We start from the raw sequence: 23,270 nt of genomic DNA, 5'->3' as shown, positions 1-23,270 counted from the left end.
CAGGGCAGGGGCGCACCGAAAAGTTTGCCGGAACGTTCGCCGACAGGTGCCCTTGGCGCTCGGATTGGCTATGGTGCGCCCAACAGGTCGTTTCAGGTGACGAGGAATTCATGACGGACAGTTCAGTTGCGGCTCCGACGAATGACGTCGGGGGCATTGCCGCCGATCGCCTTCGCTCTTTTGTCGAGCGCTTGGAGCGCCTTGAGGAAGAGAAGAAGGGCATTTCCGATGACATCAAGGATGTCTATCTCGAAGCCAAGGGCACCGGGTTCGATGTGAAGATCATCCGTACCATCATTCGGCTGCGGAAGAAGGCCAAGGAAGAGCGTCAGGAAGAGGAAGAGTTGATCGAACTCTACAAAATGGCGCTTGGGATGGAGTGAGAACGAAGTATTCGTCCCTTTTCGTCATGTCTAGACGTGGAGCACACAGGCGCTGACTTACACCAAAGGCGGAAGGTGTTTGACTGGTCAGGAACGTTAAAGTCGGGCTGAAGAGGCCCGACCTACGCCAGCGTGCTCGTGTACAATGGCCGAATCCTCGGTCGAAAGGATTGCGTGCTCCTGTAGGTCGGGCCTCTTCAGCCCGACAAGGCGGCAGGAGCGCCGGTCAAGGTCTTCGGCTCCTGGTATAAGTCAGCGCCTGCGCCCTCCACGTTCGGGTATGATGGAGGAGAGGACGAGGTTTGCGTGTTTCTATGCAAAAATCTGAAAGCGTTTCCGCCAGAACTCCGCGCCGGCGCGGTGAAGCGCTAGATCGGCGACCAAGCGCGTAAGCCAGGGGTCTGACTGGGGAGAACTGGCGCAGGCGGCGCGGCGGCGGGCGATGCCCAGACGCTGATCGGCGGCGAGGCGGGAGGCCAGCGTCCAACCCGCCCGGATGCGCCCCATCGTGTGCGACGAATTCCCATCGAGCAGGGCGGCTTTCAGGGCTGGACGGGGCGGTGGACCGTCATGGGTCCGGTACAGGTCGGTCAGCGAATCGGGCATCATGGTTCATGTGACCACAAACCCAACCCGCTGTAAAGGAATTTATTCCAGAGGACTACCAGCCCAGGGAATCACTGGCTGGCCCAGACGATCCTTGCCATCCAGGCGATTTCACCCGGCGTCAGGGTCCGCAACGGATGGGCCGGGTTGATCGACTGAAGCTCGATCCGGTTGGCGGTCGAGCGCAGGAGCTGTTTCGCCATCACTTCGCCGCCGGTGGTCTTCACCACGACGCGGTCGCCGCGCCGGAGGCTGGTCGAGGGCGAGACGACGACGATGTCGCCGTCGCGGTAGACCGGCTCCATGCTGTCGCCGCTGATTTCCAGGGCATAGGCGTGCGGATCCCCGACATGGGGGAACTGAAGCTCGTCCCATCCGCTGCCCGCCGGATAGCCGGCATCGTCGAAGAAGCCCTGTGCTCCCGCCTGTGCATAGCCGATCACCGGAATGCGCTGCATCGAGCCCTTCGCCTGATCGCTGTCGATCAGGGAGACGAACTCGCTGAACGAACTGGCGGTCGCTTCCAGCACCTTTGAGATGCTTTCGGTCGAGGGCCAGCGCAGCTTGCCTTCGCTGGTGGTCCGCTTGCTCTTGTTGAACGTCGTCGGGTCCAGCCCGGCCCGCCGCGCGAGGCCGGATGCCGACAGCTCGTTCTGGGCTGCGAGGCGATCAATCGCCTGCCAAATATCCGAATGTTTAAGCATGGGAACATCTTCACATATTCCCATCTGCTTGTCCCTAGGAAGGTTTTCATAAAAAGCTTGACGTAGGAATTAAAACGGAACATAAGGGGAACATCAAGGGCGCAGCTCCCGTCACGGGACGCTCTTTTCCCAAAACATATCTCCGCAGGAGGTGCCGCTTGTTCGGTAACCCGTCCCCCAGCCACACCCGGACCCGTCCGGATGGCCAGCCCGTCCACGGCAAAAATCGGCACGAACCCTTGGGTTCCGAGGACGATTCCGTCCCGTTCGTGAGCACCGAGGAAGCTTGGTTCTGGTTCGTCCAGGCCCAGGAGGCCCGCTCGTCCGGCGCCAGGATCGTAGCCGGCCGCGGCACGGTGCCGCGCCCCTGCGAACCGCTCGACATGATGCGGGAGATCGACCGGCTGTACCGGCAGCGGAAGCTGATCCGCGATCACCTTCACGTGCTGGTCCACTACGGCAAACGCCTGATGGCGCCCGACCCGGAACGCCGGCTGGAGTGCAGGGCGTCCAGCCTGTGGCGTGAGGCGCTGGCCTTCCTGGACCCTGTCCTGCGCGAAAAGGGGATCGTGCGATGAGCGGCGCCCTGTTGCCCGTGGCGCCGCCCGGCGCGCCGCCGGGGACGGAGCCGAAGGCCTGGGTAGCCTTCTGCGGCGAGGCGGAAATGTGGTGGCTGCGCCTGCTGCGTCCGGGCTTCCGCCACTGCTTCGTCGTGCTGAACGACGGCGCCAGCTGGATCACCGTCGATCCGCTGTCGCCGCACATGGAAGTCGTGGTCCAGCCGGTAGCCCCCGATTTCGACCTGATAGGCTGGCTGAGGGAGCGCGGCCATGCCGTGGTCACTGCCCCGGTTCGGCGCGATCATCTCCGCCCGGCGCCGCTGATGCCGTTCACCTGCGTCGAGGCGGCCAAGCGCGTCCTGGGGCTGCACGACCGCCGGGTGGTGACGCCCTGGCAGCTTTACCGCCGGCTGTCGGACCCGGACGGACTGGGACATCGGCGGACCACGGCTCGCTCCGGCACTGTTGCCTAATTCGATTTGACCTTTGCCTGAAGGAATTGAGCCGCCATGGCCAAGATGTTTACCCCGCCCAAGGCTCCGGCCGCGATCACCACCACGGCGCCGGTCGTGACCGCTACGCCGGTTACGCCGACACCGGCTACGACGACCGTCACGGCGCCGAAGCCGGCGCCGGTTGCTCCTGTCGTGGAGACCAAGCCTGTCGTGGCCGATCCGGTGCCGGCGACGCCCGATCCGACCCCGGTCCCGCCTCCCGTGACGACGCCGAAGGTGGTCGATACCCCGACCACGACCCCGACGACGACGGTGGTGAAGCCCGAAACCGACCCCGTCGTCGCGGCCGAGCAGGCCTTGGCGAAACGCGACCGCAGCGTCAGCGGAACGGTGCTGACGTCGTGGCGCGGCGTGCTTCAGCCGACGGCCACGGGATCCTCCGCCCCGGCGCGGAAGCGCTTGCTGGGGGAATAGGCGATGGACGTATCGTCGCTGCTTCAACGTTTCGCCAGCGCCAAGGCGAAACGCGGCATCTGGGAGTCCCACTGGCAGGAATGCTACGACTATGCCCTGCCGCATGGCGGCGGCTTTGGCCGGGGCGGCAATCCGGGGGAGAGGAAGACCGACCGGCTGTTCGACGGCACGGCGGCCGATGCGGTCGAACAGCTTGCGGCAAGCCTGCTGGCCCAGCTTACGCCGCCGTGGTCCCGCTGGTTCGGGCTGATGCCCGGCCCCGACCTGTCGGAGGCGGAGCGCGACACCGTGGCGCCCCTGCTGGAGAAGGCCGCGGCCACGCTTCAGTCCCATTTCGACCGGTCCAACTTCGCGGTCGAGATGCACCAGTGCTACCTGGATCTGGTGACGGCGGGCACCGCCTGCCTGCTGTTCGAGGAAGCGCCTCCCGGCGATTACTCCAGCTTCCGGTTCACGGCGGTTCCGCTGGCCGAAGCTGTGCTGGAGGAGGGCGCGGACGGACGGCTGGACGGGACGTTCCGGCGGAGCGAACTGACCTTGGCGCAGCTTCGCCTGCGCTTTCCGGACGCACTGATCGGGCCGTCGATGGAGCGAGAAGCAGCACAGGACCCACAGGCGCGGTTCGGCGTGGTCGAGGCCGTCCTGAAGGACGGGCCGGTCTATCGCTACACCGTGATCCTGGACAGCGGAAACGCCGAGGACGAGGTGCTGGCGGAGGGACGTTTCGCCCGCTCGCCCTTCATCAACTTCCGCTGGCTGAAGGCTCCGGGCGAGACCTATGGCCGGTCGCCGGTCATGAAGACGCTGCCCGACATCAAGACCGCCAACAAGGTGGTCGAGCTGGTGCTGAAGAACGCGTCGATCGCGGTGACCGGCATCTGGCAGGCCGACGACGACGGCGTGCTGAACCCCGGCACGATCCGGCTGGTGCCCGGCACCATCATCCCCAAGGCTGTGGGGTCGGCGGGCTTGACGCCGCTGGCGACGCCCGGCCGGTTCGACGTGTCGCAGCTAGTGTTGGACGACCTGCGGCGGCGCATCCGGCACGCGCTGCTGGTGGACAGGCTGGGGCAGGTGACGGACGGCCGGATGACCGCGACCGAGGTGATGGAGCGGTCCGCCGAGATGTCCCGCCTGCTGGGGGCCACTTACGGGCGCCTTCAGTCGGAGTTGCTGACTCCGCTGATGATGCGCGCGGTCGCCATCCTGCGCCGGCGCGGCGAGATTCCCGACATCGCCGTGGACGGCAGGACGGTCGAGCTTCAGTACCGCTCCCCCCTGGCCCAGGCCCAGGCGCAGCGGGACGTCCAGGCGACGCTCCGCTGGCTGGAGGTGGCCGGGGGCCTTGGCAAGGAAGGCGGGGCGGTGGTCGATCACGCCGCCGCCGCCCGCTGGCTCGCCCGGTCGTTCGGCGTGCCGGGCGAACTGATCCGTACGGCCGTGGCGGAGACGGCGGCGCCTGAAGCCGCCGGCTGAATCTTTCTTTCATCGAACCTTCGAGGAGTATGAAGCATGAGTGAGTCCCTGTTGACCCAGGCCGCCGAGCCAGTTCCCGAGCCTGTTTCCGCCCCGGCTGCGTCCGGCGCCGATGCTGGCGCGCTGGACCGCGCCACCCTGCTGAGCCTGCTGGGCGTGCCCGACGCTCCGGACGGCTACTGCATCGACTGCGGCCATGGCCTGTTCGACGCCGATCCGGTGCTGAACCACAAGCTCCACGCCGCCGGCTTCACGCCCGATCAGGCGCAGCTCGTCTACGATCTGGCGGCCGAGCGGCTGGTGCCGATGATCCAGCAGATCGCCTTCGAGTTCGAGGCCGAACGGGAAGTCGCCCGCCTGATCAACCACTTCGGCGGCGAGGACACTTGGCGGGAAACCTCCCGGCAACTGCTGGCCTGGGGCCGGAAGAACCTTCCCCCGGCGGCGCTTGACGGGTTGACCACCAGCTATGACGGCGTCGTGGCGCTGCACCGGATGATGACCGCGTCGGAACCGTCGGCCCTGCGCGCCGCCGCGTCGTCCGGACCGGTGCCGGGGAACGAGGAGGATCTTCACAAGATGATGCGCGATCCCCGCTACTGGCGCGACCGCGACCCGGCCCTGCTCGCCAAGGTGACGGAAGGCTTCCGCCAGCTTTATCCCGACCGGGGCTGAGGCTGGGGGAAGGGCAGGATTCTGAAACATCACCCTGTGTTTCAGGAACCTGCCCGGCACCGGAGCTTGATACCACTTCCGATGGGGTATACTTTGTGTGGGACCGGCAGGGTGTTTCCTGTCGCCGAGGCACCAGGGAAGCGCCAAGCATGGGTACGATCCTGCCTGTTCCGAGCACCGTACGCATCTTCCATCGGCGCGCCGGGCTCGTGCATATCTTCACTTCCCCGGAGCTTCGCGGCCTCCATGTCGGCCACAGCGATCTCGAACAGGCTTTTGCCTTGATTCCCGATGCCGTGAGCGGACTGGTCGAACTGGAAACCGGCATAGAGGCCATCTATGAGCCTGAAGCGCCTTTCGAGCAGTTCATGTTGAAGGTTTCGGATGACGGAGAACTGGACCTTGCCAGCCCGGTGCTTCTGATGAAAGTCGGAGCTGCGCCGTCGCCGCGTTCCGGATATGCCGCAGCCTGATTCCACCACTGACTTGTTGAGGACCGTGGTGGAAAAACGCGTGGGGTTCACCGTTACCCGGACAAGACTTCTCGACGCGCTTCGGAAGCTTGGTTGCGAAAGCCTGGAATTGCGCAGAAGCAAATGCGACTTCTGGAAAGCGCCGTCAGGGATCTCCTTCCCCATGATGGAGAACTCGTCTCTTCCGAGGGCGAGATCCTTTACGACCTGGACTATGCGAGAGACTTGATCACGCATGTTCTTGCATTGAGTTCGAGTGCCCCGCCGGAGGCCGTACTCGCTCTTAAAGCGCCGTCCTTCAATTTGAACCGCAGGAAAACCGGGTCGCCCGAAGAGCCGAAGTGAACGCTGCTCCCGGCATTTAACGCCTCACAAAACCAGCCAAATCAGGTGCGGTCGAAAAAATCGCGCCAAAGCAAAAAAGCTCTTGACGAACTAGGAATTTAAACCTAATTTTCTCTCGTCAACACCACTACTCCGTCTTCACCGACGGATCGAAGCCGAAACCAAGGGCCGGACCCCGGCGGCGCCTCTCTCCATGAGGCGTCGTCGGGGCCGGCCTCTTTCGTGTCCGAATTTCCTCCCCAATCTCCCGATAGATGCCGGAAAGGGCTCTTCATTCATGTCCACGACCATCGACAAGGCCTTCGTCAAGCAGTTCGAACGCGAAGTTCACGAGAGCTTCCAGCGGATGGGCTCCAAGCTGCGCAACACCGTCCGCAGCAAGGGCGACGTGCGCGGCGCTTCGACCATCTTCCAGAAGGTCGGCAAGGGCGTCGCCTCGACCAAGGCGCGGCACGGCAAGATCCCGACGATGAACGTCGATCACACGCCGGTCGAATGCATCCTGACCGACTATTACGCCGGCGACTGGGTCGACAAGCTTGACGAGCTGAAGACCAACATCGACGAGCGCACCGTCATCACCAATGCCGGCGCCTATGCGCTGGGCCGCAAGACCGACGACCTGATCATCGGCCAGCTCGACACCTCGACCAACTACGCCGGCGCCGCGACCGACGGGCTGACCAAGGCCAAGGTGCTGCTGGCCTTCGAGAAGCTGGGGCAGGCGGACGTGCCGGACGACGGCCAGCGCTACGCCGTGGTCGGCTGGAAGCAGTGGAGCCAGCTGCTCGGCATCGACGAGTTCGCCAAGTCCGACTATGTCGGCCCGGACGAGCTGCCGTGGCGCGGCACCCAGGCCAAGCGCTGGCTCGGCACGCTGTGGGTCCCGCATTCCGGCCTCAGCGCCAGCTCCAACGTCCGGCTGTGCCACTGGTACCACAAGACCGCCGTCGGCCATGCCGCCGGCGCCGACGTCACGACCGACGTGACGTGGCACGGCGACCGCGCCTCGCACTTCGTCAACAACATGATGAGCCAGGGCGCCGCCCTGATCGACGCCAGCGGCGTCGTCACGATGCGCTGCCTGGAAAGCTGACCGCCGCTCAGGCGCGACCGCATCCGTTTCCCGATCTTTCCCGGAGTTTTTCAGTCATGGCCTTCAAGTCCAAGGACCTCAGCGTCCTCGCCTATGCCAACGGGTTCACCCTCTGGCACTACACCACCGCCGATCTCGCGACCGACGTGGATACCGCCGGCTACTTCAGCACGGTCTCCGACATGCTGCGGGTCGGCGACATGATCATGTCGAACATCGACACCGACGGCACTCCCCAGGCCGGCATCCTGCTGGTGGCGAGCAACAGCGGCGGGACGGTTGATGTCGCCAACCTCACCCAGGTCGGCGCTTCCAACAGCGACTGACCGTCCGGGCGCTCCGGGTCCCCGTCATGTGGATGATGGGGACCCGGAGCGCCGCCCACTCCGCGAGGGAGACCGGCGCCATGGCGCTCACACCGATCGGCTTGTGCAGCCGCGCCCTGATCAAGATCGGGGCCGGCTCCATCACCAGCTTCAATGACGGCACCGCCGAGGCGGAGGTCGCCGACGCTCTCTACGGTTCCACCCGCGACGCCCTGCTCTCGGCCAATTCGTGGAGTTTCGCGACCACCCAGGCGACGCTGGCGTTGCTGGCCGATCCGCCGCTGGGCGATTACGACTACGCCCATGCCCTGCCGGTCGATTTCCTGCGGGCGCTGTCCGCCGGATCGCCCGGCCATGGCCGCGGGCTGGGCTACCGCATCGTCGGCACGACGCTTCAGACCGATGCCGATCAGGTCACGCTGACCTATGTCTATCGCCCGGCGGAGGCGGCGTTCCCGCCGTTCTTCGACCAGGTGGTGATCGCCCGGCTCGCGGCGGAGTTCTGCCTGCCGCTGACCGAGAACAGCAGCCGGGCGGAAGCTCTAACGAAGCTGGCCGAACTGGAGTTCCGCCGGGCACGGCTGATCGACAACCAGCAGGACAGCCAACTCGGGTTCGAGGACTTCACCCTGATCGAGGCGCGCGCCTGATGACCCGCGTCCGCATCCTGACCACCAACTTCACCAGCGGCGAAATCTCGCGCCTACTGCTGGGGCGCGGCGATCTCCGCGCCTACGACAATGGCGCGCTGACCCTGCGCAACCTGCTGATCCACCCGACCGGCGGGATCACCCGGCGGCCAGGGATGGCGTATTCGGCCAGTGCGCGCGGTCCCGGCCGGCTGGTCGCGTTCGAGTTCAGCATCGAGCAGACCTACCTGCTGGCGTTTTCCGAATACCGGGTCGACGTCCATCACGGCGACGATCTGGTCGCGACGGTGAATACGCCGTGGACGGCGGATCAACTGGGCCAGATCACCTGGACCCAGAGCGGCGACACGCTGCTGGTCTGTCATCCCGACGTCGCGCCGCGCAAGCTCAAGCGGACCGGGGAGACGGCTTGGTCGCTGGAGGAATGGGCGTTCCTGGTCGAGGGCAACGCGATCCGGCAACCCTGGTACCGCTTCGCGCCCGTCGGCGTCACCGTCACACCGAGCGCCGTGACCGGGACCGTCACCTTGACGGCGTCGTCGGCGGTGTTCGTCGCCGGCCATGCCGGCGTCAGGCTGCGGGTGGCGGGGAAGCAATGCACCGTCACCGAATATGTGTCGGGCACTCAGGTCAAGGTCCTGGTCAACGAGGACTTCGCCAATACCGACGCGGCGGCGGTCTGGGACGAGCAGGCGTTCTCGCCGCTGCGGGGCTACCCGGTCTCGGCGGCGTTCCACCAGGACAGGCTGGTGATCGGCGGATCGCGGGAGCTGCCGAACCGGCTTTGGCTGTCGCGGTCCGCCGATATCTGGAACTTCGATCTCGGCACCGGCCAGGACGACGAGGCGATCGAGTTCGGTATCCTGTCGGACCAGATCAATGCGATCCGGGCGGTGTTCTCCGGCCGGCACCTTCAGGTCTTCACGTCGGGCGCCGAGTGGATGGTTACGGGGGAGCCGCTGACGCCTCAGACGATCCAGCTCAACCGGCAGACCCGGATCGGCTCGCCGACGGATCGGTCGGTGGCGCCGCGCGACGTCGATGGCGCCACGTTGTTCGTGTCGCGTAACGGGCGGGAAGTCCGCGAGTTCCTGTATGCCGATACCGAGCAGGCCTATCAGGCGACCGATCTGGCGCTGCTGGCCCGGCATCTGGTGGTGCGGCCGCTCGACCAGGATTACGACCAGGGCCGCCGGCTGATGCTGGTGGTGATGGACGACGGGACCCTCGGGGCGCTGACCGTCTACCGGACCGAGCAGGTCACCGCCTGGACCCGGATCGATACCACCGGGACGATCCACTCGGTCGCCGTGGTCGGCGACGACGTCTATCTGCTGGTCCAGCGGCCGGAAGGCTTTTCGACCCGCTGGAACATCGAGCGGCTGGACGACGCGCTTCATCTGGACGCCGGCCTCTATGGCGAAAGCGAAACGCCGGTCGCCGTCTGGTCCGGTCTGGACCACCTGAACGGCAAGACCATCGCCATCGTCGCCGACGGGGTGCTGCGGCCCGATGTCACCGTATCGGGCGGGTCGATCACGCTCGACCCGCCGGCTTCCACGGTCGAGGCCGGGTTGCCGTTCACCCATGTCGTCGAGCCGCTGCCGCCCAACCCGCTGAATTCCGGCGGCGGCAGGGGGCTGGCGATGCGGCTGGTCGAGGTGGTCTTCCAACTGGAGGATACCGCAGCATTGCGCGCCGATGTCGGGGCCGGACTGACCGACTATCCGCTCCGGCGGCTGGGCGGGCAGGCGCTGGGCGACGGGGCACCGCCGCGAGTCAGCGGCCTGCGGCGGCTGCGCTCGCTCGGCTGGGCGCGGGATCGAACGCAGCCGCTCTGGCGGGTCGAGCAGTCCGCTCCCCTGCCTTTCACGCTGTTATCCGTCACAACTGAATTGAAGGTGAACGACTGATGGGTGGTGTTGCAAACCTGGCCCTACAGGCCATACCGGTGATCGCCAGCGCGCAGAAGACGGTCAGCGGTTTCCAGAGTGCCGGCGATGCCCGGTATGCGGTTCAGCTCGAAGCTCAGCAAAGAGCCGACGCGCTCGCCTTCGAAAAACAGAAGGCGGCCGACGCGCTGGCGCTGGAGCGCGAGAAGATCGCCGCCAGCCAGAAGGAAGCGGCCGACCAGAAGAAGCACGCCGAGGACGTGCTGCGGGAAACCCAGTCCTTGCAGCGGCGCCAGTTGCTGGAGGGGCAGGCGAAGTCCGATCAGGCGCAGCAGGAGGACGTGGCGCTCCGGCGGGCACAGATCGACTCCAGCGCCGCCAGCGACGAGGCCGCCCGCCTGAAGGCCCTGCGCAAGACGGTCGGCCGCACCAGGGCAAGCCTGGGCACGCGAGGCGGCGGAACGTCCGATGGCTCGGGCGAAGCGGTCTTGCTGGGGATGGTGGCGGATACCCACCGAAACCAGCAGGAGGCGGACGCCACCGACCGGCTGCGGACGCAGGCGCTCGCCCAGGAAGTCACCGCGACGCAGAAGAGCAACCTGCTGGAGCGGTCGCAACTGGCGGAGAAGCAACGGCTGGAGCTGTTCAGCAACGCCTACTGAACCGACTGATGAAACAGGAGGCTCGTCCGGGATTGGATACATCATGACCGAACACATCAAGATCGGTGCGGTCCCTCCGCGCCGGCATTACATCGCCGACGGCGCCCAGCGGGCCTTCGCCTATCCGTTCCCGATCTTCGCGTCGGAGGACATGCAGGTCCATCTGGACGCGGCCCTTCAGACCGGCGGTTATACCGTGTCCGGCAGCGGGCAGACGGCGGGCGGAACGGTGACCTTCGATCAGCCGCCCGACGAAGGAGTCCAAATAACGCTGCTTCGACGGCTGCCCTATGAGCGGGTGACCGACTTCCTGGAGAGCGGGGCCTTGCCGGCCCGCTCGCTGAACGACGAGTACGACTACCTGACGGCCTGCGTGCAGCAGCTTGCCGACGACGCGCTGACGGCGCTGCACTACGCCCCGACCGACCTGCCGGCATCGTCCCTGCTGCCCGGAAGGGCGGCGCGGGCGAACCAGTTGCTCGCGTTCGACGGCGGCGGCAACCCGACCGTGACGCCAGCGGTCGACAGCGAGGGGCTGAGCAGCTTCGTCGGACCGGGAGCGGGCGCCGTCAGGCGGTCGATCCGCGACAAGCTGGCGGATGTCGCCTCGGTCAAGGACTTCGGCGCGGTCGGCGACGGCATTGCCGACGACACGCTGGCGATCCAGGCGGCGCTGACCGCCGCGACGGCCGTTTTCGTGCCGCCCGGCATCTACCGGGTCACCGCGACCCTGCCGGTCGGCTACGGCCAGAGCTTCCATGGATCGGGGGCGGGATCGATCATCCGGGCGGATGGTAACGACTTCCCGGTGATCCTGCTGCCGGACAGCTACGCCAGCCTGCATCACCTGCGGATCGAACAGGGAATGGTCGGAATCAAGCTGACCGGGCGGGATGGGCCATGCGTCCAGAACGCCGTCCACGACATCGTCGTCTGGGACACCGCGACCGGCGTCGTGCTGGACGGCGGCGACAACCCCGACCGGCCCTGCTACTGGAACAACTTCGCCCGCGTGCTGGTGGTCCGGCATACCCTGCACGGCGTCCATCTCGTGCGGACCGGAGCGGGGGATACGCCCAACGCCAACAAGTTCCACTGCGTCCGGGTCTATTCGCTGGGGGTGCCCAGCACCGGATCGGGCTTCTACGTCCAGCACGGGCGGTTCAACAACGCCTTCGTCGATTGCGAGGCCAACCTATCGACCACGGCCCATACCTGCTTCCGGATCGGGCCGGACACCGACAAGAACCTGCTGATCAACCTCTACACCGAGTCGGTTGGCGGCGTGCCGAACGTCTACCTGGAGGCCGGCTCGCAGGAGACCTCGATCACCAACCTGTTCTCCGCCAGCGGCGGGCCGGCGATCTGGGACCAGTCGGGCGGCCAGTTCACTGCCTACAACGCCGGCTACCCGGCCAAGAACTACCTGAAGCCTACACGAGTCACCGACCTGACGGTGGAGGCGATGCGGTACGAGACCCGCTTCGTCGATCCCGTGGCCGGTGGCGTGGTCGTGCCCGACATGACCCGGTCGGTCCATCTGGTCAGCGCCTTCAACGGGCCGGTCGAGTTCCGGCTGCCTGCTCCCGGCAATGCCGAGGGCCGGGCGCTGACGATCAAGAAGATGGACCTGAGCGGCAATGCCGTAACCGTCACCGACGCCTCCGGCTCGGGGCCGGACGGCAGGCCGTTCCCGCTGGGCAGCCGCTACGACTTCGTCACCGTCGTTTCCAACGGGGCGTCGTGGTGGATCACGGCCGCCCACATGCTGCCCGGCAATGCCGGCTTCTTCGAGGGCGGCGCCCTCTTCGAGCCGGACCTGAGCCGCACCTTCTATCTGGTCAGCGCCTATGGCGGGGCGACCGAAGTGAGGCTGCCCAGTCCGTCCGCCATGCTGGCGATCGGCCGGACGGTGACGATCAAGAAATCCGATGTCAGCGCCAACGCGGTGACCGTCACCCAGAGCGGTGGCGGCGGTCCCGACGGCGAGGCCATCGTGCTGAGCGAGAAGGGCCACGCGGTCACGGCCCTGTCCAACGGTGCGGCTTGGCACATCCTGGCCCGAAATCCATGACGACCCAACCTACTGCAAAAAGGAATTTACCATGTCTGAATGCGAGCGGGAGGTGTCTGCCGACCTGCTGTCGGTGATCCTGCCGACGGCGGCGCGGCGCGCCATCGGGGCTTACGAAATCTTCTCCAGCATCCCGCCGGACGGGGGAGACGCCAAGGAGTTCGGGGCTTTCCAGACCGCCTGCAAGGCGGCTGTCGGCCATCTGACGGCCCTCTACCAGCTTCAGCGGCTGGTGGCCGCGGCCGTGGCGCCGAAACCGGGGACGGGAGCCACGTCGAAGGCCGACGAGTATGCCGAGATCTACGACCGCGCCCGTGCCCGGATCGCCCTGCTCGACGGCCCCGATCCCCTGGACGAGGCCAATCCTTCGGAAGAGGACTAGGAGGTGGAAGGCGAATTCGGAAGCTTCAGAAACTTCCTCGTTCTCTGGAACACCGTGCAGGACCTGAAGGACCCCGTTCACCATCTGGAAATCGCCGACTGGCTGTCCGCCGGCTGGCTTGGCCGGGACCGGCGGCTCCTGCTGATGGCCTTCCGGAACAGCGGCAAATCGACCGTGGTCGGGCTGTTCGCCGCCTGGCTGCTGAAGACCAACCCCTCGCTCCGGATCATGGTGCTGTCGGCCGATCTGGCATTGGCGAAGAAGATGGTCCGCACCGTCAAGCGGATCATCGAGCGCCACCCGGAAACCCAGGGCCTGAAGCCCGACCGCGCCGACCAGTGGGCTGCCGAGCAGTTCACCGTCAACCGGCAGATGGAACTGCGCGATCCCAGCATGCTGGCGCGCGGGATGGGGGCCAATCTGACCGGCAGCCGCGCCGACGTCGTGATCTGCGACGACGTGGAAGTGCCGAGGACCTGCGATACTGCGCCGAAACGGGAGGACCTTCGGGCACGGCTGAGCGAGATCGACTACATCATCGTGCCCAGCGGCATGCAGCTCTACGTCGGGACGCCGCACACCTACTACACCATCTATGCCGACGAGGCGCGCCGCGAGGTCGGCGAGAGCGCTCCCTTCCTCTCCGGGTTCCAGCGTCTGGTCAAGCCGATCCTGGACGATCAGGGGCGGAGCGCCTGGGGCGAGCGTTTCCCGCTGGACGCCATCGAGCGGATCAGGCGGGCGACGGGGCCGAACAAGTTCAACAGCCAGATGATGCTGCGGCCGGTCAGCATCGCCGACGGCAGGCTCGACCCCGACCGCCTGCGCCCCTACGAGCAGGAGTTGGAATACCGCGAGGCGCGCGGCATGCCGGTGCTGACGCTGGGGGGCCGGCGGATGGTGTCCGCGACCTGCTGGTGGGACCCGGCCTACGGCGTCAATGCCCGACAGGGGCTGGCGTCAGAGGGCAAGACCGGCGACGGTAGCGTCGTGGCCGCCCTGTTCTCCGACGGGGAGGGCGGCTACTGGCTGCACCGGCTGCGCTACCTGTCGGCGATCCAGGGAGAGGACGAGGACGAGGCGTCGCAGCAATGCCGCCAGGTGGCCGAGTTCCTGCGGGACTTCCACCTGCCGGCGGTGACCCTGGAAGTGAATGGTCTTGGCCGCTTCCTGCCGGCACTGCTGCGCCGCGAGCTTGCCCGGACCGGCGTATCCGCGACGGTGCTGGAGGCGCATTCGACCGTACCCAAGGACCGGCGCATCATGGAAGCCTTCGACGCCGTGCTGGCCGCCGGCGCGCTGCACGCCCATCGCAGCGTTTGGGACACCCCCTTCGTCCGCGAAATGCGGGAATGGCGGCCGGAGGGCCGGCACAAGGGCCACGACGACGGCCTCGACGCCGTGGCAGGGTGCCTGAGCGCCGAACCGGTCCGCTTCGGCTCATGGCCGCGAGCGGTGCGGCACACCGACTGGCGCGGCGCGCAGGCAGCGCGGGCAGTCACCGACTTCGCTGTTTAGACCACCTTACGACATCGATCGTTTCGAAGGCCGTCCCAGTATCCGGGGCGGCTTTTTCTTTGCCATTTATTCTAGGAGAAAACCAATGTCTGACGCTTCCGGGATCAATCTTTCCTGGTGGATCACCGTTGTCGAACTGCCGATGCTGGCCGCCCTGTTCTGGCTGATCTGGCATGTCCGCCAGGAATCGGAGGAGGCGCTGGACCGCCTGCACCACCTGTCCGAGACGGCGCTGACCCAGATGCGGGAAAGCCTGTCGGCCTACAAGCTGGAAGTCGCCAAGACCTATGTGTCCGTCGGCTACCTCAAGGATATCGAGCGCCGGCTGACCGATCATCTGCTTCGGATCGACGCCAAGCTGGACGGCGCCGCCCTGATCCAGTCCGAGCGGATGGGGGACCGGCGATGAGCGGGCGCAGGCTGACGCCTCAGCCCGATGCCGAGGCTACGGGCGGTGCCGGACCTGCCGGACCGGGTGCCGACATCGAGCTGTTCGCCCGGACTCTGTGGAGCGAAGCGGCGGGAGAGTCCCTGCGCGGGATCGAAGCCGTGGCCGCCGTCGTGATGAACCGGGCCGCAACGCTGACCGAGGGGGCGATCGACGATGCCTGCCGGAGCTTTGCCTGCTGGAGCCCCGACAATCCCGATCTGGCGCGGATCGCCGATCTGAAGGCCGGTGCCGGTTCGGCGGCGGAACTGCTGTTCACCACCTGCCTGCGCATCGCACGCCGGGCCGTGGCGGGCCTGCTGGAGGACTTGACGGGAGGCGCCACGCATTATCATGACCGCTCGACCCTGCCGGACTGGACGACAGGACGGGAGATGGCGGCGGAGATCGGAAGCCGGCTGTTCTACAAGGGTCTCCCCGACAAGGGGCTCCCCGACGATGAAGGCGGCAAGGATAAGGGCGGCGGGCCGAGGGTGCCGTCATGACCGCGCCGGAGAGAACGTCCGAAGATGCCTATGTCAGCCGGATGAGGCCGACCTTCGGCTATGTCATGGCGCTGACATGGCTGGCTCAGATGGGGGCTATCGCCTGGGTCATCGTGGCCGATCCGGTCCAGGCCAACCTGATCATCACGGCGATGGCATCGCTCGGTACGATCTGGTCGGTCGGGCTCAGCGTGCTCGGCATCTATGTCTACAGGCGCTCTGGGGACAAGCGTACGTCGGCTCGCAGACCGGAGCGCTGACAAGTAAAACCGGACTATAAATAGAAGTTGAGAAAATTTCCCGTCCCCGGCCGTCACGCCGCCGGGGGCGGGAAATACATTCTGCATGTCTTGCGGAGCGAGTAGCCGGCGTGCCCGGCATCGGCCGCTCAGTTCTCCTCGTTGATCATCGCCTGGTAGATCTTCCAGGCAGTCTCGACGCTGACATGGCCGGAGCGCGCGCCGGCGGTCAGCATCGCAGTCGTCGGCTTGATCGGAACCGTAGTCAGTCCCTGTTCGCCCATCGTCTCCACTACCGTCAGCGCATAGTCCATGGCGTTGCTCGTGGGGCGCTTATCTTCGACCGGTAACCTCAGTACTGAATCCATAGTGTCCTCCGTTGGTTTGATATCCAATAGGCAAGATCAATGCCAACTTTCGGGGAAATTTAGTTACCGAGGCTGCGACTGGAAAAAGCCCTGCCGATCAGCCACTTATTGAGACATTCAGCCTTTTGGTTTAGATCGTATGTCATATAAGAAGATGCCGCCGCTAAATTAGCGTCTCGCATCGATTTGCAAATTGCCGATGGCTCGGCACGTTGCTTCTCGCATTCTGCGAAAAATTGCCTTCGCAACGAATTTGGGACGCCCTTCGCGTAACGAATGGCCGCAGGTGCTTCATCAAGCTGTCGCGGCCTTTAATGCGGGAGCGGTTTCGGCTAGTGTCCCGGCCATGATCAGCGACACCGTCATCCATCATATGTGCCGGGAGGAGGAGTGGGCGGCAGCCCGGCTTTCCGGCAGCTATCCCGGCTCCTCACAGGATGCCGCCGACGGCTTCATCCATTTCTCGACAGCGTCCCAGATCGTCGAAAGCGCCGCGAAGCATCGTGCCGGCCAGACCGGCCTCGTGCTGCTGAGCGTCGACGCGGCCCGGCTCGGCGCTGCCCTGAAGTGGGAGCCGTCGCGCGGCGGCGAGCTTTTCCCCCATCTTTACGGACCGCTTGCCGTCGGCGCGGTGACGGCGGTGGACCCGCTGCCGCTCGGCCCCGACGGCAGGCACGTCTTCCCCCCATCAATCCAAGGCCGTCCCGATTGATCGACCTTTACCCGATCGCGGGCCCGCTGCTGCGCCGGCTGGACCCGGAAACCGCCCATGGCGTCACCGTTGCGGCATTGAAGAGCGGCTTGGCGCCGCGTTCCCGGATGCCCGACGACCCGATCCTGCGATCCACGCTCTGGGGGCTGGACTTCGCCAACCCGGTCGGTCTGGCCGCCGGGTTCGACAAGAACGCGGAAGTGGCCGACGCCATGCTGGCGCAGGGCTTCGGCTTTGTCGAGATCGGCAGCGTGACGCCGCGTCCGCAGGCCGGCAATCCGCGTCCGCGCGTCTTCCGCGTGCCGGAAGCGGGAGCGCTGATCAACCGCTACGGTTTCAACAACGACGGACTGGATGCCATCGCCGGACGGCTGGAGGCTCGGCGCGGACGGCCGGGACTGGTCGGCGCCAATGTCGGCAAGAACAAGGAAACGGCGGATGCCGCCGCCGACTACGTCATCGGCATCCGCCGGCTGGCTCCCCTGGCGTCGTATCTGGTGATCAACGTCTCCTCTCCCAATACGCCGGGCTTGCGCACCCTTCAGGGGCGGGAGCCTTTGGCCGAACTGCTCGGCAGGTCGCTGGACGCGCGGGAGGAGGCGGTTCCGGCACCGGCCAAGGCGCCGCCGCTGCTGCTCAAGATAGCGCCCGACCTGACCGAGGAAGACAAGCGCGACATCGCCGAGGTGGCCCTGTCCAGCGGCATCGACGGGCTGATCGTATCCAATACGACCCTTGCCCGCCCGCCCGAACTGCCGGCAGCCGTTGCCGGCCAAGCCGGGGGGCTCAGCGGCATTCCCGTCCGGACCGCATCGACTGCCGTGCTGAAGGACATGTACCGCCTGACCGGCGGCAGGATACCGCTGATCGGCTGCGGCGGAATCTCGTCCGGGCGGGACGCCTATGACAAGGTCCGCGCCGGTGCATCGCTGGTCCAGCTCTATACGGCGCTGGTCTACCATGGTCCGCGCTTGGTCGAGGAGATCAGGCGCGATCTCGCAACACTGCTGCGCGCCGATGGTTTTACCTGCTTGCGGGATGCCGTGGGGGCCGACCACCGCCAGGGATGAGCCCAAGCTTTTCCCCAGATCAAGGGACGACATGACTTCGCAGGACACTCCTAAAACGCTTCCGGTATTCAACGGCATTTCCGGGCTGGCGGATCGCTACGACGGCTACATCCTCGACTTGTGGGGCGTTCTGCATAACGGTGTCGAGCCGTATCCGGGTGTCATTGACTGCCTGGATCGGCTCCGGGCCGCCGGCAAGCGCGTTTGCCTGCTGTCCAATGCGCCGCGCCGCTGCGCCTCGGTCACGGAAAAGCTTTCCGGCATGGGCATCACGCCGGATCACTACGATCACTTGATGACGTCGGGCGAGGCCACCCACGAGGCTCTGATCGATCCGCCGGACGGTTGGCATGCGGCACTGGGCAAGCGATGCCTGCATATCGGGCCGCCGCGCGACAAGGACGTGTTCGAGGATATCGGGCTGGAGATGGTCGAAGACCCCGCCGATGCGACCTTCGTGGTGAACACCGGGATCGACGATTTCGACGAGACGATCGCCGACTACGATCCGGTCCTGAAGGCCTGCGCCGCCCGGTCGCTGCCGATGGTCTGCGCCAATCCAGATCTGGTCGTGGTCGTCGGCACGAAGATGGCGATCTGCGCCGGAATGCTGGCGCAGCGCTACGAGGAATTGGGCGGATCTGTCCGTTACCATGGCAAGCCGCATGCCCCGGTCTACCGGCGCTGCTTCGACCTGCTCGACATCCATGACCGGCAGCGGATCGTCGCCGTCGGCGACAGTTTCCGTACCGATGTCGCGGGGGCAAATGCCGCCGGAATCGACGCTGTGCTGGTCACCAGCGGCATCCACCTGGAAGAACTGGCGACGGCTTGGGGCGAGCATCCGGACCCCCGGAAGCTCGCAGCGGCAGCGGCAGCCAGCGGCCATATCCCAGTCGCGGCGATCCCCCACTTCCGCTGGTAAGTGAGGGGCGCCGGTAAGTGAGGGATGCCGGTAAGTCACGGCCAGCCGGTCATGCCTCCACTTGCATGACCTGCCGGCCCCGAGGCGGTTGCCGGAACGGCAACCTTTCAGCGGCTATTGCTTGAGGGCACCGACGGTGTCCAGAGCGGCGCTCATCAGGGAACTGGGTTCGATCGTCTCCAGGGCCCTCGGCTCGGCCAATGCGTCGAAATCCGACTCCTCGGCAAAACCGCATTTGGCGACGTTGTTCTGCGCTGCGTCGCGATAGTAGCAGATGATGAACACGCGGATGGCTGCGGTCAGGTTGGTGTCCGCCCGCTTTTCGTCAATGATCGTAATGATCTCATTGATCGTATGGTCTTCGCGACGGCAGATGTCCGTCAAGGAAGTCCACATGACCTGTTCCATTCGGATGCTTGTCCGGCGTCCTGACACCGTAACATTGCGGCATATCAATGCCGTATTCAAATTAGCTTCATGCATTGGTACCACCACCGCCTCGTTGACGACTATACATACGGCAACATCGATATTCCTTTGGTACTATGCACACGTCCGTATGGCAATCCGGAAAGTTCTATGCGGAAGCAATATCCCTAAAAATGACACAGGTAGATCGCCATCAGGATAGTTGACGAAGCACGTAAACGGATCTGCCGGGCGACTCACTCTCGGAGTGCCCGGTTCATCTGCTGCTTATTCCGACTTCGGCCGATGCGGGTGCCGGTGACATAGACGGCGGAGCCGGTTCGGACGTCGAGAAGCCGGATCAGGGTTCCAGAACGGGAGAAGGCGATCGGGGATGGATGAAGCCGTTGGTCGCGTAAGGCTTCCCGAAGCTCATGCTCGGCCTGTGCATGACGCGGACGGAGGTCCAATCGTTGTTCGCGGAGATGTCCTCGACCAGATCGGTCGATATGCGCCCTTTCATGCCGTCGCGGGGAGCCCAGTTGGCATGTTCGATCCGAATGGTCCGGCGGTCGACGACATCCCGCACGACGGCGACATGGCCGGCCGGCATCGCCTTGGTCCGCTGGAACACCAGAACGGAACTCCGCTGGGGTCGGTGGCCCATGTTGTAGCGGCCCTTGGCGTTGTTCCACCACATCCAGGCATTGCCTGAAATAGCGATCGAACTGACCTGTTTGACGTACTGAACGCAATTCACATAGCTGGCGAAAGCGGCAGGTGTCGGCAGTACGAACAGAAGCAATAAAGCCGCTGAAACCATGCGTGCAATCCGGCTCATGCGCGTCGTCACTCCGTCCCTTGTCTTCGCGGCGAAGTTAAAATGAAAGCGGGCCGATATCCAATCAAAAAGTCACAGCAGCGACGATTTTCATGTGGATAACTTTAGTTAATTAGAATTTTGGAGATACAAGTAATTTTGCCGCACATATACATACTGATCTGTATATGGATCTACTGATTGTTCGTATTGCTATACTAAGTTTTTCCGATCCAGCTTTGTCTAGTCTGCCGAGAAAATCGGGTTTTGCTATAAACGGCGAATGCGGGAGGATTGCATCGGAACCTTTGCGCACGGCCCCGCGTTGATGCCCCGCCCGCGCCCTTTCGGGTTCAGGTTCCAAGGTGTGAATATCATGACTGTCCTCAAGGTCAACCACGTGACCGTCTACCGCTATGCCAAGCCGGTCCGGCTGGGAGACCACAGGCTCATGTTCAGGCCAAGGGACAGCCACGACATGCGGTTGCTCGATACCCGCATGGTGATCAGTCCGCCGGCGAAGAAGATCCGCTGGATGCACGATGTCTTCGGCAACTCCATCGCGATCTGCTCGTTCGACCGTTCCACTACGGAACTGCGGTTCGAAAGCCGGATACGACTCGACCATTTCGGACTGTCCAACCCGGATTTTCCGATCGAGGAATATGCGCGGACATACCCGTTCTCCTACTCCTCGGACGAAATCCCGGACCTGGGCCGGACGACAGAGCGTCATTTTCCCGATCCCGACCACAAGGTCGACGAATGGGCCAAGCAGTTCATCCGTACCGACGGGCCGACCGAGACCCAGGAAATGCTGGTCGCAATGACCCGCACGATCAAGGACAGCTTCGAGTACAAGGGGAGGACCGCCGCCGGCACCCAGTCGCCGGTCGAGACGCTGGAGAAGAACACCGGGTCGTGCCGCGACTTCGCCCTGCTGATGATGGAGGCCGCCCGCACGCTGGGTTTCGCGGCGCGGTTCGTTTCCGGCTATCTCTACGACCCCGCCGTCGACGGCGATCCGGAAAGCAGGGTTGGCGGCGGCGCCACCCATGCCTGGGTGCAGATCTACCTCCCCGGCGCCGGCTGGGTCGAGTTCGATCCGACCAACGGGATCGTCGGCGGCGCCGGCTTGATCCGAGTCGCCGTCACCCGCGACCCGGCGCAGGCCGTCCCGCTCAGCGGCGACTGGTTCGGCGCCGCCGAGGACTTCCTGGGCATGGACGTCGAGGTGATGGTTACTTCGGAGTGACCTGCGGCTCGACCTGCGGAGCGAGCAGCGGCTGAAACTCCGCGACCACCGCTTCGTAGATCTCGCGCTTGAACGGGACGATCCGTTCGACGAGCTGGCCGGGTTCGACCCATTGCCACGCGTCGAACTCCGGGTGGTCGGTTGCGAGGTCGATATCGGCGTCGGTGCCGGTGAAGCGGGCCAGCACCCATTTCTGTTTCTGGCCGCGGTACTTGCCTTTCCAGACCTTGCCGATCAGGTGGGCCGGCAGGTCGTAGCGCAGCCAGCCCTCCGTCTCGCCGACGATCTCGGCGGAATTGGTGCCGATCTCCTCCAGCAGCTCCCGCAGGGCCGCCTGACGCGGCGATTCGCCGTCGTCGATGCCGCCCTGCGGCATCTGCCACGCGTCCGGCGTGTCCAGCCTGCGGCCGACGAAGACGCGGCCTTGGCCGTCCGTCAGCATGATCCCGACGCAGGGCCGGTAGGGAAGCTTGTCCGCTTTGCTCATTGGTTCTTCCTTACCGGTCCGCCTGCTTGTTGACGAGGGCCGTTATGGGGGCCAGCACGATGCCTTTGGCCTCCAGGGTTGCGATCCATTGGCTCAGTTGATCCAGCGTGACGGGATAGGCCGAGGCGATGCCGACGGCGGCGCCGTCCAGCCTTGCCGCTTCTTCCAGATTGCGAAGCTGAGCCTCGATCGCCGCCTTCGACGGGACTTCGTCGATGAAGCCGTCCCCGATCGCCCTGGGCAGGCCGATCTTGGTCGCTTCGCGCGCCGCCGGGCTGCGGGCTCCGGCTTGGGCGTCCAGGAACATCAGCCCGCGCCGGTTGATCTCATTCAGGATGGGGCGGATGCTGTCGGGCGTTCCGCCGAAGCGCGATCCCGACAGCGAGGTCACGCCGACATACCCGGATACACGGCCCAGCGTGCTCAACAGCCGCTGCTGGTTACGGTCGGGGTCGAGCGATACCAGCATGGTGTTGGGACCGGGGTCGTTGCGTGGGAAGTCCGCCGGTTCCATCGGCAGTTCCAGCATGACCTCGTGTCCAAGCCGGCGCGCCTGATCGACCCAGACGCCGAGCTGGTCCGCCGACGGCGAGAAGGCCAGCGTCACGGCACCGGGAAGCCCTTCTATCGCGCGGGATGTCGCATTGGCGGAAATACCCATGGGGCCGACCACCATGGCGATGCGCGGCCGCTTGTCGTCGTGGAAGAACGGCCGGGCATAGGTCTGCCACGGCGTCCGTCCGTCGGCGCCGATGCGGGGCAGCGGGCCGCGCGGCGAGTCCTCGATCAGGCCGGCCGCCGGGGCCGGGACCATCGGCACCGGATCATAGGGGGAGTTGACGCTGGGCGCCGCCGCCTTCGCCGTATCGTTGTGGACGATGCCGCCGCTGTCGGGAGAGAGCACCGGGACGACGATCCGGGGGATCGCCGCCTCGAGCTCCCGTTCCGTCTCCTCGGCGCCGGTATATAGCCAGGCGGCGATGCCCGCCATGCCGAACAGCGGCAGGACCATGGCCACCGCCATAGCCGCCTTGCGCAGTCGCTGCGATTTCGCTCCGGCCTTGGCCTTTCCCACGGCGGAGCCCATGACGGTCTTGATCCGCCGGGTGACCAGATTGCGCTCGACCCCGGTGTCGATTTCGGTCGACAACGTCCGCTCGCCGTCGATCGGTGCCGCCAGACCTTTCTTCCGCTTGGGCTTCAGCTTTTGGAAAGCCTGCACCACGGAGCGGCGGATGGCGGCGACGTCGATGGCGAACTTGGCTTTCGAAGGAGCCTTCTTTGCGGCTGCGGTTGCCATCG

29 protein-coding genes are annotated in these 23,270 nt (G+C 65.4%); 22 read left to right on the top strand and 7 right to left on the bottom strand.

What is annotated here, in order from left to right; translation table 11 throughout:
* Window positions 1–110 precede the first annotated feature (110 nt).
* Entirely contained in the window at window positions 111–383 is a 273-nt protein-coding gene (locus N826_RS24615) for a DUF2312 domain-containing protein (protein WP_044433056.1), read from the top strand.
* A 312-nt stretch (window positions 384–695) separates the two neighbouring features.
* Here the strand turns inward: N826_RS24615 and N826_RS24610 are convergent, their stop codons facing one another.
* Both N826_RS24610 and N826_RS24605 read right to left on the bottom strand, forming a co-directional pair.
* A complete protein-coding gene (locus N826_RS24610; protein WP_044433055.1) occupies window positions 696–992 on the bottom strand; it encodes a hypothetical protein in 297 nt (98 codons plus the stop codon).
* A 68-nt stretch (window positions 993–1,060) separates the two neighbouring features.
* Entirely contained in the window at window positions 1,061–1,693 is a 633-nt protein-coding gene (locus N826_RS24605) for a S24 family peptidase (RefSeq protein WP_044433054.1), read from the bottom strand.
* A gap of 158 nt (window positions 1,694–1,851) precedes the next feature.
* On the opposite strand from N826_RS24605, the gene N826_RS24600 reads away from it, so the two are divergent.
* From N826_RS24600 to N826_RS24515, 17 genes are all read left to right on the top strand, one after another.
* Window positions 1,852–2,271, top strand: a complete 420-nt coding sequence (locus N826_RS24600; protein WP_308518136.1) for a hypothetical protein — start codon at window positions 1,852–1,854, stop codon at window positions 2,269–2,271.
* Window positions 2,268–2,726, top strand: coding sequence for a hypothetical protein (locus tag N826_RS24595; RefSeq protein ID WP_044433053.1), 459 nt, complete (start codon window positions 2,268–2,270; stop codon window positions 2,724–2,726). Before N826_RS24600 ends, N826_RS24595 begins: the two co-directional genes overlap by 4 nt.
* Before the next feature lie 36 nt (window positions 2,727–2,762).
* Window positions 2,763–3,182: a hypothetical protein gene (locus N826_RS24590; protein ID WP_044433052.1), complete on the top strand. Its 420-nt coding sequence runs from the start codon at window positions 2,763–2,765 to the stop codon at window positions 3,180–3,182.
* Between the two features lie 3 nt (window positions 3,183–3,185).
* Window positions 3,186–4,658 carry a portal protein gene (locus N826_RS24585; protein WP_044433051.1) on the top strand — a complete coding sequence of 491 codons (1,473 nt, stop codon included), beginning with the start codon at window positions 3,186–3,188 and terminating at the stop codon, window positions 4,656–4,658.
* Window positions 4,659–4,694: 36 nt separating this feature from the next.
* Complete coding sequence (locus N826_RS24580) at window positions 4,695–5,333, top strand: capsid assembly protein (RefSeq protein WP_052831978.1); 639 nt, start codon at window positions 4,695–4,697, stop codon at window positions 5,331–5,333.
* Between the two features lie 149 nt (window positions 5,334–5,482).
* Window positions 5,483–5,806, top strand: a complete 324-nt coding sequence (locus N826_RS24575) for a hypothetical protein (RefSeq protein ID WP_044433050.1) — start codon at window positions 5,483–5,485, stop codon at window positions 5,804–5,806.
* 622 nt (window positions 5,807–6,428) lie between these two features.
* Complete coding sequence (locus N826_RS24565; protein WP_044433048.1) at window positions 6,429–7,247, top strand: phage capsid protein; 819 nt, start codon at window positions 6,429–6,431, stop codon at window positions 7,245–7,247.
* Window positions 7,248–7,303: 56 nt separating this feature from the next.
* Entirely contained in the window at window positions 7,304–7,573 is a 270-nt protein-coding gene (locus N826_RS24560) for a hypothetical protein (protein ID WP_044433047.1), read from the top strand.
* An 80-nt stretch (window positions 7,574–7,653) separates the two neighbouring features.
* Window positions 7,654–8,223, top strand: a complete 570-nt coding sequence (locus tag N826_RS24555) for a phage connector family protein (RefSeq protein WP_044433046.1) — start codon at window positions 7,654–7,656, stop codon at window positions 8,221–8,223.
* Window positions 8,223–10,136, top strand: a complete 1,914-nt coding sequence (locus tag N826_RS24550) for a phage tail protein (protein ID WP_044433045.1) — start codon at window positions 8,223–8,225, stop codon at window positions 10,134–10,136. Before N826_RS24555 ends, N826_RS24550 begins: the two co-directional genes overlap by 1 nt.
* Window positions 10,136–10,777, top strand: coding sequence for a hypothetical protein (locus N826_RS40470; protein ID WP_052831976.1), 642 nt, complete (start codon window positions 10,136–10,138; stop codon window positions 10,775–10,777). Before N826_RS24550 ends, N826_RS40470 begins: the two co-directional genes overlap by 1 nt.
* Window positions 10,778–10,820: 43 nt before the next feature.
* Window positions 10,821–12,851: a glycosyl hydrolase family 28-related protein gene (locus N826_RS24540; RefSeq protein ID WP_052831975.1), complete on the top strand. Its 2,031-nt coding sequence runs from the start codon at window positions 10,821–10,823 to the stop codon at window positions 12,849–12,851.
* A 31-nt stretch (window positions 12,852–12,882) separates the two neighbouring features.
* A complete protein-coding gene (locus N826_RS24535; RefSeq protein ID WP_044433044.1) occupies window positions 12,883–13,233 on the top strand; it encodes a hypothetical protein in 351 nt (116 codons plus the stop codon).
* A gap of 3 nt (window positions 13,234–13,236) precedes the next feature.
* Entirely contained in the window at window positions 13,237–14,751 is a 1,515-nt protein-coding gene (terL, locus tag N826_RS24530; RefSeq protein ID WP_044433043.1) for a phage terminase large subunit, read from the top strand.
* An 85-nt stretch (window positions 14,752–14,836) separates the two neighbouring features.
* Entirely contained in the window at window positions 14,837–15,160 is a 324-nt protein-coding gene (locus N826_RS24525) for a hypothetical protein (RefSeq protein WP_044433042.1), read from the top strand.
* Window positions 15,157–15,684 (top strand): cell wall hydrolase, encoded by a 528-nt coding sequence (locus N826_RS24520; protein WP_052831973.1) that lies wholly within the window; start codon window positions 15,157–15,159, stop codon window positions 15,682–15,684. Before N826_RS24525 ends, N826_RS24520 begins: the two co-directional genes overlap by 4 nt.
* Complete coding sequence (locus N826_RS24515) at window positions 15,681–15,944, top strand: 3TM-type holin (RefSeq protein ID WP_052831972.1); 264 nt, start codon at window positions 15,681–15,683, stop codon at window positions 15,942–15,944. Before N826_RS24520 ends, N826_RS24515 begins: the two co-directional genes overlap by 4 nt.
* Window positions 15,945–16,072: 128 nt before the next feature.
* On the opposite strand, the gene N826_RS43305 is transcribed toward N826_RS24515, so the two are convergent.
* Window positions 16,073–16,291 (bottom strand): hypothetical protein, encoded by a 219-nt coding sequence (locus tag N826_RS43305; protein ID WP_147040199.1) that lies wholly within the window; start codon window positions 16,289–16,291, stop codon window positions 16,073–16,075.
* 349 nt (window positions 16,292–16,640) lie between these two features.
* On the opposite strand from N826_RS43305, the gene N826_RS24510 reads away from it, so the two are divergent.
* The 3 genes from N826_RS24510 to N826_RS24500 are packed head-to-tail and all read left to right on the top strand — an operon-like array spanning window position 16,641 to window position 18,998.
* Window positions 16,641–17,003 carry a DUF952 domain-containing protein gene (locus tag N826_RS24510; RefSeq protein ID WP_044433106.1) on the top strand — a complete coding sequence of 121 codons (363 nt, stop codon included), beginning with the start codon at window positions 16,641–16,643 and terminating at the stop codon, window positions 17,001–17,003.
* On the top strand, window positions 17,000–18,073 hold the full coding sequence (locus N826_RS24505) for a quinone-dependent dihydroorotate dehydrogenase (protein ID WP_044433041.1): 1,074 nt from the start codon (window positions 17,000–17,002) through the stop codon (window positions 18,071–18,073). The genes N826_RS24510 and N826_RS24505 overlap by 4 nt, the downstream gene beginning before the upstream one ends.
* A 31-nt stretch (window positions 18,074–18,104) precedes the next feature.
* Window positions 18,105–18,998, top strand: a complete 894-nt coding sequence (locus tag N826_RS24500) for a TIGR01459 family HAD-type hydrolase (protein WP_044433040.1) — start codon at window positions 18,105–18,107, stop codon at window positions 18,996–18,998.
* 114 nt (window positions 18,999–19,112) lie between these two features.
* Here N826_RS24500 and N826_RS41295 read toward each other — a convergent pair whose 3' ends face one another.
* Together N826_RS41295 and N826_RS24490 are read right to left on the bottom strand one after the other, a co-directional pair.
* Window positions 19,113–19,481 carry a ribbon-helix-helix domain-containing protein gene (locus tag N826_RS41295; RefSeq protein ID WP_084721151.1) on the bottom strand — a complete coding sequence of 123 codons (369 nt, stop codon included), beginning with the start codon at window positions 19,479–19,481 and terminating at the stop codon, window positions 19,113–19,115.
* 286 nt (window positions 19,482–19,767) lie between these two features.
* Window positions 19,768–20,247 carry a CHAP domain-containing protein gene (locus N826_RS24490; RefSeq protein ID WP_063772307.1) on the bottom strand — a complete coding sequence of 160 codons (480 nt, stop codon included), beginning with the start codon at window positions 20,245–20,247 and terminating at the stop codon, window positions 19,768–19,770.
* Window positions 20,248–20,602: 355 nt separating this feature from the next.
* On the opposite strand from N826_RS24490, the gene N826_RS24485 reads away from it, so the two are divergent.
* Window positions 20,603–21,481: a transglutaminase family protein gene (locus N826_RS24485; protein WP_044433037.1), complete on the top strand. Its 879-nt coding sequence runs from the start codon at window positions 20,603–20,605 to the stop codon at window positions 21,479–21,481.
* Here N826_RS24485 and N826_RS24480 read toward each other — a convergent pair.
* Both N826_RS24480 and N826_RS40465 read right to left on the bottom strand, forming a co-directional pair.
* Window positions 21,468–21,968: an RNA pyrophosphohydrolase gene (locus N826_RS24480; RefSeq protein WP_044433036.1), complete on the bottom strand. Its 501-nt coding sequence runs from the start codon at window positions 21,966–21,968 to the stop codon at window positions 21,468–21,470. The two genes, N826_RS24485 and N826_RS24480, sit on opposite strands and share 14 nt — an antisense overlap.
* Before the next feature lie 10 nt (window positions 21,969–21,978).
* On the bottom strand, window positions 21,979–23,268 hold the full coding sequence (locus tag N826_RS40465) for a divergent polysaccharide deacetylase family protein (RefSeq protein WP_052831968.1): 1,290 nt from the start codon (window positions 23,266–23,268) through the stop codon (window positions 21,979–21,981).
* Window positions 23,269–23,270 lie beyond the last annotated feature (2 nt).

The organism is Skermanella aerolata KACC 11604, from assembly GCF_000936425.1.
GTDB classification, from domain to species: domain Bacteria; phylum Pseudomonadota; class Alphaproteobacteria; order Azospirillales; family Azospirillaceae; genus Skermanella; species Skermanella aerolata.
This window is presented reverse-complemented; position numbering and strand designations above follow the sequence as displayed.